The organism is Peribacillus sp. N1, from assembly GCF_054600815.1.
Genome location: NZ_BAAHZO010000122.1, coordinates 1 through 234 on the forward strand (window position 1 = coordinate 1; position 234 = coordinate 234).

The window sequence follows — 234 nt, forward strand, 5'->3', positions numbered from 1 at the left end:
TTATACGGCACACCGACCAAACATGAAGTCCAATTTGCCAAAATGTGGAAAGAAGCCATACCATCCATGGATAAACTCCGCTTCACCAATTCAGGAACCGAGTCCGTCATGTCAACCATCCGCGTTGCCCGCGCTTACACAGGACGCGATAAGATCCTCAAGTTTGCAGGCTGTTACAAGGGACATTCCGACCTTGTTCTCGTCGCTGCAGGCTCTGGCCCGTCAACTTAAGGA

General features: G+C 50.9%; 1 pseudogene. It reads left to right on the plus strand.

What is annotated here, in order from left to right:
- A pseudogene (locus ACYP5M_RS26795) lies at positions 1-228 on the plus strand (aminotransferase class III-fold pyridoxal phosphate-dependent enzyme); the annotation flags it as partial.
- Positions 229-234: the final 6 nt, after the last annotated feature.